This window comes from Clostridium sp. FP1, assembly GCF_011065975.2.
Taxonomy (GTDB): domain Bacteria; phylum Bacillota; class Clostridia; order Clostridiales; family Clostridiaceae; genus Clostridium_AD; species Clostridium_AD tagluense.
In genome coordinates, this window is sequence record NZ_JAAMNJ020000001.1 from 1,134,389 (window position 1) to 1,146,497 (window position 12,109).

General features: G+C 34.0%; 7 protein-coding genes and 1 rRNA gene. 7 read left to right on the forward strand and 1 reads right to left on the reverse strand.

Annotated elements, in window-relative coordinates:
- The first annotated feature begins 204 nt into the window (after window positions 1-204).
- The 5 genes from G9F70_RS05575 to G9F70_RS05595 all read left to right on the forward strand — a co-directional run bounded on the left by G9F70_RS05575 (window position 205) and on the right by G9F70_RS05595 (window position 7,207).
- Entirely contained in the window at window positions 205-1,959 is a 1,755-nt protein-coding gene (locus G9F70_RS05575; protein ID WP_164947764.1) for an ABC transporter ATP-binding protein, read from the forward strand.
- A 251-nt stretch (window positions 1,960-2,210) separates the two neighbouring features.
- Window positions 2,211-2,693, forward strand: a complete 483-nt coding sequence (locus G9F70_RS05580) for a hypothetical protein (RefSeq protein WP_164947765.1) — start codon at window positions 2,211-2,213, stop codon at window positions 2,691-2,693.
- Window positions 2,694-3,295: 602 nt separating this feature from the next.
- The gene (locus tag G9F70_RS05585) at window positions 3,296-4,174 is read left to right on the forward strand and encodes an SEC-C metal-binding domain-containing protein (RefSeq protein ID WP_164947766.1); all 879 of its coding nucleotides are present in this window, start codon (window positions 3,296-3,298) and stop codon (window positions 4,172-4,174) included.
- 18 nt (window positions 4,175-4,192) lie between these two features.
- The gene (locus tag G9F70_RS05590) at window positions 4,193-5,386 is read left to right on the forward strand and encodes a plasmid pRiA4b ORF-3 family protein (RefSeq protein ID WP_164947767.1); all 1,194 of its coding nucleotides are present in this window, start codon (window positions 4,193-4,195) and stop codon (window positions 5,384-5,386) included.
- Between the two features lie 123 nt (window positions 5,387-5,509).
- Window positions 5,510-7,207: an oleate hydratase gene (locus G9F70_RS05595; RefSeq protein ID WP_164947768.1), complete on the forward strand. Its 1,698-nt coding sequence runs from the start codon at window positions 5,510-5,512 to the stop codon at window positions 7,205-7,207.
- A 102-nt stretch (window positions 7,208-7,309) separates the two neighbouring features.
- Here the strand turns inward: G9F70_RS05595 and G9F70_RS05600 are convergent, their stop codons facing one another.
- On the reverse strand, window positions 7,310-7,867 hold the full coding sequence (locus tag G9F70_RS05600; protein ID WP_164947769.1) for a TetR/AcrR family transcriptional regulator C-terminal domain-containing protein: 558 nt from the start codon (window positions 7,865-7,867) through the stop codon (window positions 7,310-7,312).
- A 529-nt stretch (window positions 7,868-8,396) separates the two neighbouring features.
- Here G9F70_RS05600 and abc-f point away from each other — a divergent pair.
- On the forward strand, window positions 8,397-10,049 hold the full coding sequence (gene abc-f, locus G9F70_RS05605; protein ID WP_164947770.1) for a ribosomal protection-like ABC-F family protein: 1,653 nt from the start codon (window positions 8,397-8,399) through the stop codon (window positions 10,047-10,049).
- Window positions 10,050-10,472: 423 nt separating this feature from the next.
- A 16S ribosomal RNA gene (locus G9F70_RS05610) occupies window positions 10,473-12,005 on the forward strand.
- Window positions 12,006-12,109: the final 104 nt, after the last annotated feature.

The following is a 12,109-nucleotide window of genomic DNA, read 5'->3' on the forward strand; positions in this document are numbered from 1 at the left end:
AATGATAATACTGGAAACATTGGTATATTTATTGTATGAAATATATCAATGTTCTTAAGGAGAAATTAAAAGATATAAATGTTAAAAAATAATTATAAACATTCTTTTCATTGTGTTTAGTTAAATGTTGTTGGTATAATATAATGAATAAAAAAATATAGATTAAATTACTTCATTTTTCAGAGAAACAGAAAGGGTGAAATCATGGACATTTTTAAAAAATTTATTAATTATTATAAGCCTTACAAGCTTCTTTTTTTTGCAGATATGTTTTGTGCACTAGTAGTTTCTGCGGTGGATATATCTTTTCCAGTAATTCTTAGTTATCTTTCGAAAAACTTCTTTACAAAAGATAAACAATTTATTCTTCATAACATAGGCTATATTGGCATAGCATTGGTGTGTATGTATATAATAAAATATTTTTGTCAATATTTTATAGCTACTTGGGGACATATTATGGGGGCTAGAATGGAAAATAATATGAGAAGAGATTTATTTAGTCATCTTCAAAGTTTACCATTTTCATATTATGATGAAAATAATACTGGAGAAATGATGTCTAAGCTAATATCAGATTTGTTTGATATTTCAGAACTTGCACATCATGGTCCGGAGAATGTACTTATATCAGCACTTAAAATCTTAGGCTCCTTTACCATACTATTGTTCATAAATGTGAAAATGACAATCATTTTGCTGGTCGTTACTTTAATCATGGTAGTCTTTTCAACTTATCAAAATTTGAAAATGCGTAAAATATTCTTGGATAATAGGAAAAAAACAGCAAATATAAACTCTGCTGTACAGGATAGTTTATCAGGAATCAGGGTTGTAAAGTCATTTGCAAATGAAGAAATAGAAAAGAAAAAGTTTAATATAAGAAACAAAGAGTATTTAAATTCTAAGGTACAAAGTTATACTGCAATGGGTAAGTTTATTGCTGGAAATAGTTTTTTTGAAGGGATTCTATATGTTGCAATAATAGTAGCTGGATCATTATTTATTATTGAGGGTTCTTTAAAAGTCTCAGATCTTGTAGTCTATGCTCTTTATATAAATATATTTATAAACCCTATAGATATATTAATTAATTTTACAGAGCTATTTCAAAAGGGGTATGCAGGGTTTCAGAGGTTTAGGGAAGTTATAGAAACAGTGCCTGTTATAGTGGATAAAGAAGATGCTGTAACTCTTACCAATGTGAAGGGAAATATAGAATATAAAAATGTAACCTTCAGTTATGGTGATGACCATAATGTTTTAAATGATATAAGCATAAAGATAAAGGCCGGGAGAAACATAGCATTTGTTGGTCCGTCTGGTGGTGGAAAAACTACAATCTGTTCACTTCTTCCAAGATTCTATGACATAACTTCTGGAAGCATTACAATAGATGGAAATGATATAAGAGATCTGACACTTGAATCCCTTAGAAATTCCATAGGTGTTGTACAACAAGATGTATATATGTTTGCAGGTAGCATAAAAGAAAACATTGGATATGGTAAAATTAATGCTTCTGATGAAGAAATTATGGAGGCAGCTAAAAATGCCAATATTCATGACTATATAATGGATCTTGATGAAGGATATGATACCTATGTTGGTGAGCGTGGAGTAAAACTTTCTGGTGGACAAAAACAGAGGCTTTCCATAGCAAGAGTATTTTTAAAAAATCCTCCCATTTTAATTTTAGATGAAGCGACTTCAGCATTGGATAATGAAAGCGAGAGATATATACAAAGTTCCATTGAGAAACTTTCAAAGGATAGAACTACTATAGTTATAGCCCATAGGTTAAGTACAATAAAAAAATCAGATGAGATAATAGTTATTAATGATGAGGGTATACAAGAAAGAGGCAGTCATAACGAGCTTCTTAAAAATGAAGGTATGTATGCATATTATTATAATATGCAATTTGAAGGTTTAGATTCTAATAGTAAAATCTTTTAGTTAGGAGTAAGGGGTCAGACCCTTGTATAAATTTGGTTTAATTGTAATATATTATGATTTAAATGGAAATTAAAGTGAGAAAGAAAAGAATGATTTTTATAACTAACGAAAACCGTTTTCAAGATGCAATTATTTTGAAAGCGGTTTTTCTTTTTACTTTGCAGAACTAAAACATAACAATTTACATGCGGTACTAATTGGTAATTGATGCTATGGATATCGAAAAAAATTAATAGCAAGATGCAAGAACTATGACAAATCCTCCTTTATGGAACTTTTTAAGATTTACGAAGGATATTTGTACAGCATATGCTAAGGAACATAATAATTTTAGTTCAGTATCATATGATAGCTCAATATTTAAAAAAGGTAATGTAAAGGCAAAAGGTGTTAAAGCACCTTATCTTTTAGTAGCTCATTCAATAGGTAGTTTTGATGCTGTTGAATTTACAAAATTGTATCCAAAAGAGGTTGCAGGCATAATTATGGTAGATGGTTCAGGAAAGAATGTTATGGGGGATATGATGAATTTCATTAATTCAAATATGCCAGAAATGAAAGAATCTTTCTTAGGTCAGTTTACTAAAGCGGATGGCACAATAGATGAAGCATTACAAAGTGAGCAGCAGGTGTATCAAGCAGGGGATGTACTTAGAAATGTACCATTAACTTGTTTATCAGCAGTTGACGAAGGTATGGGGCCCATATATCAAGCAGTTGTAAACCCGGAATAAGAAGATTGGCTTAGCTGCTCTAATTATTCTAAAAGAATACCAGTTCCAAATTCTGGACACTATATATACATAGACCAACCTTAGTACGTAGTAAATGCAATTAAAGACATGATTAATACTATAGAAAATAAAAATTCACCACACAAAGATAAGAAATAATAAATAGTGAAATACTAAAGGATTTCAAGGAAGACAAAAAAGGGATACTTGATTACTGTATTCTAGCTTTCATCTGACAGAGGATAAAACAGGTTTTAGATTAACGGATATAATAGAGGTGCATTTCCTGGAGATACCGAAAAAATGATAATAAAAGGGCTTTCTATAGATGATATAGCTGAAATAACAGAGCTTACAGTAGAAAGTTTACTTGAAATAAAGCGTAATATCCTGCATTAGAAATAGCCTAGTATTAATAATAGTATTAAGTAAAGCATTTAATTAGAGTGAAATTTAATGAAATGTTTTTTGTATTTATAGAATGTCCATTATAATGCTTAAGTAAATAGTGAATAATGTAAGAAAAGAGGATATAATAAAGGTAAATTGAAAACTAATGGTTATTAGCAAAGTAAAATTAAAATATAGACTAGGAGAAAAAAATGAAAAATGATGTAGTAAATACGCGTAAGATATCTATAATCAAAAAAGAAATTCAAAAAGAGTTGATAGTTAAATCAAAGTTTTATTCATCCAGCATGATTATAAAAGAAGTCTATTGCACTAATCCCAGGTGTGAGTGTAGAGATTTGACGTTGAAATTCTTGAAGGTTGATGAAATGAATAATGAAGGCGAAATACTTTTTAGTATAAAATTAAACCTTGATACCTTTAAAGTATTAGATAAAGTTAGCTATGATAAGGCTATTAAGGTTGATGAAATAATAACAGAGTTTTTAACTGAACTTGATATCGAAATAAGAGATAGATTTAATGAAAATTATAAAATTTCTAAGGGGTTGGAAGGTGAAAAAAAAGTAAAACCTATTAGTGAGAAGGTGGTAGAGATTACAATGGGTGGGGGTTGTGTATCTTTTAATGAAATTTTTGATAATGTAGAAACAATCAATTTTAGAGATGAAAAAAGCAATTTAATTTATATTGATGACCTATATTGTATGAATCCTAAGTGTCTTTGTAATGAAGCGTATCTTTCTTTTATAGTGGTTAATGAATTGGACAATAATGGTGAAAATGTTTTTACATTAAGATACAGGTTAAAGAGTGGAAAATATGATGTTGAATCTAAGTCATGTACTGATGAATATATGAATGATATATTAAAGGCATTTAATAAAGAAGAAAAACAAATGCGGGAGAATTTCAAAAAACGGTATAAGGATATGAAAGTAATTGGTAAGCAAATACATGATAAAAATAAGATGAATACAGCACCACAAACAGTAACGCTACAAGTAGGAAGAAATGATGCTTGTCCTTGTGGAAGTGGTAAGAAGTATAAAAAATGCTGTGGTTGTTAATGAAAGAGGTGCATAAAAATGGATTCATCAATATGTGAAGAAAATATTTTGCCGCTTGTTCAGGATTTCAATATATTTATGGAGTATATTGAAGAGGAAAAACCTGTTTTATCTGCTAAAAAAGAGGTTCTTGGAAAAAATGACTCTTTTAAGCTTAATTCTAAGCTTAACTTTAATAAGGCTGTGACAGCACCAAATTATAATCAAGACCAATACTTTATTATAGACTTGATGTTTTCATTGGCTGTTGATAGTGGATTATATGTAGTAGCAAATGATGAGAAAGAAAAAGTGAACTTGGTAAAGACTGAAAAAGTAGAGCTGTTTTTAGAACTTAATAATTTTGAAAAATATGTATTTATAATTGAAAACTACTGGTCAAAGTATGACTTTTGTAAAAAGTACCCAAGATGGAGTGGTACAATAGCTTTATGGAATACTATAGCATCTATTGCTAAGGGAAATTTAGGAGAACCTATTTTAAAACAAGAAAATACGCAGATAGTATTTTCAACAGCTGTTTCTTTTCTCTGTCAGTTGTCTTATTTTGGTTTATGTAGCTTGGAACTTATTGAAGGTGTTAAAAATAAGTATGAAGACACAGTTAAGGCTATTATTCCAACAGAATTAGGTATAGTAATTTGTGAAAAGCTATTAACTGAGGGATTTAATTTTTGGAATATGGAAGATGTGGAAACGTTAATGGAATATTTAGGTATAAAAAGAGGGGATAAAAGTTTATTCTTTGTACTTAAAGATATATTTCCAGATAATATAGTACAAAAAACTATTGAAGATGAAGTTCAAATAGATAGAAGTGGTGTATATACTTTCAAAGTTAATCTTTCTAAAAGTTTGTGGAGAAAGATAAGAATGTCACATAGAAGTACTTTTGAGGATTTACACCTTGCAATTCAAAGTGCTTTTAATTTTGATAATGATCATCTGTATGACTTTTATATTGGTGGAAATAGGCGCACTGCAAAAATTACTTATGCTGGGAATCCTCAGGAGGGAATAGTAGATGATATTACTATAGGGGAAGCTAGTCTTTATAAAGGACAGAAGATTAAATACCTTTTTGATTTTGGTGATGAGTGGGAATTTGATATAATAGTAACTGATATTGATAAAAATGCAACATTACCTATACAGCCTGAGGTTATTGAATCAAAAGGGAAATCGCCAGAGCAATATCCAGAATGCTACTAGCAAACATATGATTTTATTGAAAAGTTGCACATTTGATGAAGATTGATGATTTCATTCTTTCTATAATTATATTATCCTATAGTGGAAGTATATAGTAATCAACATTTAGGAAGGTGAATATTTATGGGAAATTATCAAAACATTAATACTTTAAAACCAGAAGGCATTGAAAACAAAAGAGCGTATTTGGTTGGAGGGGGAATAGCCTCTCTTGCGGCTGCCGCATATTTAATACGAGATGGTCATATGGATGGTAAAAACATAACTATTTTAGAACAATCGCATATTATCGGTGGTAGTATGGATGGATGCGGAAATGCAAAGGATGGTTATATTGTTCGAGGTGGAAGAGAAATGGAAGAGCACTATGAGTGTTGCTGGGATTTATATGGCAAGATTCCATCTCTAAGTGCTCCTGATAGAACAGTTTTAGATGAATTCCGAGAGTTAAATGATGCTGACCCTAATGAGTCAACTTGTAGATTGCTTCAGAATTGTGGTGAAAAAGCAGATTTTTCTTCTCTTGGACTTAAGGATAATCACATTAAACAACTTACTATGCTTTTCCTTGCAACCGAAGAAGATCTAGGAGCTGCAACTGTTGAGCAGTATTTTGATCAATCCTTTTTGGAAACTGATATGTGGTGTTTCTGGCGTTCTATGTTTGCATTTGAAAATTGGCATAGCGTTGTGGAAATGAAACGCTATATGCAACGTTTTATGCATTTGCTTCCTGGAATGAGCAGTATGAAGAACATTATGTTTTCAAAGTACAACCAGTATGAATCTATGATTCTTCCACTTGAAAAATGGTTGCAATCTAAAAATGTAGTCATTGACCTAGATTCACAGGTTACAGATTTAGATATTGACATAGAGGCAGGTAAGAAAACAGTTACTGCCATTCACTTGCTGCACAATGGTAAAGATGAAGTAATTCATACAACAGTGAATGATTTGGTATTTGTTACTAATGGATCTATGACAGAAAACTCTACTATTGGAAGTATGCATGAACCTGCAGTAATTAATCCTGGGGCTTCTGGCTGCTGGGATTTGTGGAAAAATATTGCAAAAAAAGATTCCTCCTTTGGAAAACCAGAAGTATTCTGTAGTGACATCGACAAAAGTAAATGGGAATCTTTCACTATAACTAGTACAGATGCTAGAATGGCAGACCTGCTTAAGGAACTCACCGGCAGAGATCCATACTCTGGTAAAACAGTTACTGGAGGTATTATAACTATTAAGGATTCAAATTGGCTTTTGAGTGTAACTTGCAATAGACAACCTCATTTTATTGACCAACCTAAGGATGTTTTAGTAATATGGGCTTACGGTCTGTTCCCTGACAATATTGGTGATTTTGTGAAAAAGAGAATGAGCGAATGTACTGGTGAAGAAATGATGACAGAGCTTTTATACCATTTAGGCATCAAAGATGAGATATCAGAAATTCTTAAAAACGTTAATGTTATCCCTTGCATGATGCCTTATACCACAAGTCAGTTTATGCCTCGTGTTAAGGGTGATCGTCCTGATGTTATTCCACAAGGTAGTACCAATCTTGCCTTTTTAGGCCAATTTGCAGAAGTTGCAGATGATTGTGTATTCACAGTTGAATATTCCATTCGTTCAGCTATGATGGCGGTTTATACATTACTTAACCTTGATAAAAAGGTGCCAGAAGTATATCCTACTAAATATGATATTCGTGTGATTGCAGCAGCTGCAAAGGCATTATATAGTGGACGACCTCTCCCTGCTGAGACTATTGTACGCAAGCTTTTGAAAAATACAACGCTTGAAGGTTTAATTTAAATATATAACAAAAAGAACAAGAAAGTACATGCTTTCTTGTTCTTTTTGTTATATATTTTTATAGTAGCGGTAGTGGCCATAGATTAGTGTAAGCAATTGCTATTACTGCATTTCACATTTTAATAATGCTCTATGGATATCCCCACTAATTATATTAGCTAGATTATCAATAATTTGATCAGAGTTATTAATCATATTGGTTCTTATCCATTCAAGTAATAATCCTACAAAAGCAAATTTATAAAAATTAACCACAAATTCTTTCTTTTCCTGTGAAACTTTCATGTCCACTGCGATTTCATCTACAACGTTAACCACAAGGGTATACACTGCGCTGTATAAATGGGTCTCTAAGTGTTCACGTCCAATGGAGTTATAGGTATTTAACACCATTTTACGATTTTGATCCAAATAGATCAATATCTTCAAAAATCCCTGCTGCCATGTTTGATAAGTTGTATTTTCTTCCATGGCACTAGCAACTTCAGTTCTGAAAATCCATTCTAAAAGTGCATAGATATCTTGAAAGTGATAGTAGAATGTACGGCGATTAACTCCACAGTCCGAAACAATATCATTAATTGTAATTTTTGCTAAGGGCGTGGTATTCATTAGTTTTTTCAAGGATTCTGCTAAAGATTCTTTTGTAGTTTGGTGCATACATTATATCTCCTTTCCATTGGCGTTATATATATTATATTTAAAGTAAACTCTTTAGTCAATGTGAGATAAGTCAATACAGGGCACCTCTTTTTCCTTAATTCATTCCATGGATAAACGTCTTCATATATGAGTAAAAAAATATTGCCTTAATAAAATTGGCAATAGCTATCGATTGTAAGTGGCAATAAAGTTTTAAGTTAACAATTTTTGAGAAAAAACTATCATTGACAATATTTATTCTTAATTCTATAATTAGGTATAATCTATGAAAGGTAAGGTATTTGGAGATATGAGAATATAATTCACTTAAAGAATTTTTTTAATAAAACGATGATAAATTCCCCATTGAGGATTTTTTTGTTGTACATTTTATTGAAATTGTGAGTGGATATTAACTTGTTGATGTGGATATTACCTTAAATGTTATTCCTAAGAGTATTATTTAAAATACTTTAGGGTATTTTTATGATAATTATTAAACTAAAGCAAACTATTATCCTCTCCAAATTAAAGGAGGGGTTTTTTTATGTTATTAATTGAAGGTATAAATATAAAAAAATATTATGGAGACAGACTTATACTTAATATAGAAGATTTTAAAATATACTCAGAAGATCGGATAGGCCTGGTGGGACTTAATGGTTCGGGTAAGACTACACTTATTAATATACTTTGTGGCGAATCTGAACCTGATGAAGGCTTGGTTAGAAGGTACGGAATCCATAGCGTGGTAGATCAACTTGGTTCCAAAGAATATGAAGACATAGACAAAAAAGTAGCTAATCAATTTGGTACTCAGCATAAATGGAACAATAATTTAAGTGGCGGTGAGAAAACAAGATTTAAAATGGCTAAATGCTTTGATAAAGGTAATAATATAATATTCGCGGATGAGCCAACCAGTAATTTGGATGTGGAGGGTATAGAGCTTCTTAATAATAAGTTTAAGGAATATAGGGGCGCCCTGCTAATCATATCTCACGATAGGGAGTTTCTAGACAAGTTATGTAATAAGATAGTAGAGATAGATGAGGGAAAGCTAAAGGAATATAAGGGTAATTATACAGACTTTAAACTTCAAAAGGATTTAGACATAGAAAGAAGTTTATTTGAATTCAATAAGTATGGGAAAGATAAAAAAAAGCTTGAAGATGCCATGGATGAGACAAAACAAAAGGTCGGGGCTATGAGAAAGGCTCCAGCAAGAATGGGGAATTCAGAAGCAAGACTTCATAGTAAAATGGGCAACCAGAAGGCAAAGGCTAATCTAGATAGAGCTGCAAGAAACATGAAAGCTAGAATGGATCATCTTGAGGTAAAAGAAAAACCTAAAAAAATTCAAAGCATAAAGCTAGATGCATTAGATAATGGTGAGCTTTATAGTAAGATAGTTATTTCAGGAAAGAATATAAGTAAGTCTTTTGGAGATAAAATTATATTTAATAATACAGAGTTTGATATTTATAATTGCTCAAGAACTGCGCTTATAGGGCCTAATGGTAGTGGAAAGAGTACTCTTATTAAGATGATTTTAGAAGGAGACATATCAATTAAAACAGCTAAAGGTGCAAAAATAGGTTACTTCAGCCAGGACATGAATATTCTTAATGAGGAGTTTAGCATTCTGGAAAATGTAATGGAAAATAGTGTTTATGATGAAACTTTTGCACGAATCCTATTAAGCAGACTTCTATTCAAAAAAGAAGAGGTTTATAAGAAGGTTAAAGCACTAAGTGGAGGGGAAAGAGTAAAGGCTTCTTTTGTGAAGGTATTTTTGAGTGATATTAACTTGCTTGTTTTGGATGAACCAACAAATTATCTGGATATATATTCCTTAGAGGTTGTGGAAGCGGCATTAAAGGAATACGGGAGAACCCTTCTATTTGTATCACACGACAGAAGATTTATAAGTACAGTTGCAAATAGTATATTATCCATTGAAAAGCACAAATTGATCACTGTTCGTGGCAGTTATGAAGAATTTATGGAGAAAAGCAGTAATAAAACAGATGTAAGAGCAGAAGCTTTGGAAAATCAAATCTTTGTTCTCGAAAACCGCCTGTCAGGGATCATCAGTAAGCTTTCCGTACCGTCTAGAAAGGATGATCCTGAGAAACTGGATAGGGAGTATTTTGATGTATTAAAGAAGTTAAAGGAACTTAAGATAGAAATAGATTAAGGTATATCTAATTTAACGGTAGTTATATTCAATGTTATAGGAGAACAGAAAAATAAGGATACGAAATTGGTATTCTTATTTTTATAATACTTAGCCTTGTGTATCGGAATACGGAATGTAGAAATATTTATACTTATATGTAGGGATATGAAGATAATCCAGTTAGAAGACCTATTGGCCATATTTATGCTCTTATTTATATGATACAATACTCCTTGTCGTCACATGATGGCAAAGCAAATTGGTCTTTGAAAATTAAACAGAGAAATAGGTAAAATAGCGAAATAATATTTCGCAAGGCCAGTTAATTACTTTAGATAAAAAAGTAATTTTAGTCGTAAGACTAAAAAGTATGTAATGAGCTTGCGTAACAACTTAACAGTTGTCGCAGATTATTCATTTCAAATAAAAAGTGTAAACTTTTAAATTGAGAGTTTGATCCTGGCTCAGGACGAACGCTGGCGGCGTGCCTAACACATGCAAGTCGAGCGATGAAACCCTTCGGGGTGGATTAGCGGCGGACGGGTGAGTAACACGTGGGTAACCTGCCTCAAAGAGGGGAATAGCCTCCCGAAAGGGAGATTAATACCGCATAATATGTTTTGGTCGCATGATCGAAACATCAAAGGATTTTTCTTTTAGAAGATTCCACTTTGAGATGGACCCGCGGCGCATTAGCTAGTTGGTGAGGTAACGGCCCACCAAGGCAACGATGCGTAGCCGACCTGAGAGGGTGATCGGCCACATTGGAACTGAGACACGGTCCAGACTCCTACGGGAGGCAGCAGTGGGGAATATTGCGCAATGGGGGAAACCCTGACGCAGCAACGCCGCGTGAATGATGAAGGCCTTCGGGTTGTAAAGTTCTGTCTTCTGGGACGATAATGACGGTACCAGAGGAGGAAGCCACGGCTAACTACGTGCCAGCAGCCGCGGTAATACGTAGGTGGCAAGCGTTGTCCGGATTTACTGGGCGTAAAGGATGCGTAGGCGGACATTTAAGTCAGATGTGAAATACCCGAGCTTAACTTGGGTGCTGCATTTGAAACTGGGTGTCTAGAGTGCAGGAGAGGTAAGTGGAATTCCTAGTGTAGCGGTGAAATGCGTAGAGATTAGGAAGAACACCAGTGGCGAAGGCGACTTACTGGACTGTAACTGACGCTGAGGCATGAAAGCGTGGGGAGCAAACAGGATTAGATACCCTGGTAGTCCACGCCGTAAACGATGAATACTAGGTGTCGGGGGTCGAACCTCGGTGCCGCAGTTAACACAATAAGTATTCCGCCTGGGGAGTACGATCGCAAGATTAAAACTCAAAGGAATTGACGGGGGCCCGCACAAGCAGCGGAGCATGTGGTTTAATTCGAAGCAACGCGAAGAACCTTACCTAGACTTGACATCCCCTGCATAACCCAGAGATGGGCGAAGTCCTTCGGGACAGGGTGACAGGTGGTGCATGGTTGTCGTCAGCTCGTGTCGTGAGATGTTGGGTTAAGTCCCGCAACGAGCGCAACCCTTATCATTAGTTGCTACCATTTAGTTGAGCACTCTAGTGAGACTGCCCGGGTTAACCGGGAGGAAGGTGGGGATGACGTCAAATCATCATGCCCCTTATGTCTAGGGCTACACACGTGCTACAATGGTGAGTACAAAGAGATGCAAGACCGCAAGGTGGAGCCAAACTCAAAAACTCATCCCAGTTCGGATTGTAGGCTGCAACTCGCCTACATGAAGCCGGAGTTGCTAGTAATCGCGAATCAGCATGTCGCGGTGAATACGTTCCCGGGCCTTGTACACACCGCCCGTCACACCATGAGAGTTGGTAACACCCGAAGTCCGTGAGGTAACCTAACACTAACGTGTTTATGGAGCCAGCGGCCGAAGGTGGGATTGATGATTGGGGTGAAGTCGTAACAAGGTAGCCGTAGGAGAACCTGCGGCTGGATCACCTCCTTTCTAGGGAGTAGATGCAAAGACTTCGGTCGATGCAACAAGAAGAATTTAATTATTCTTCAAAAATGTCTACTGTAATTACTCGTAACCTATTCTCTGTTTAATTT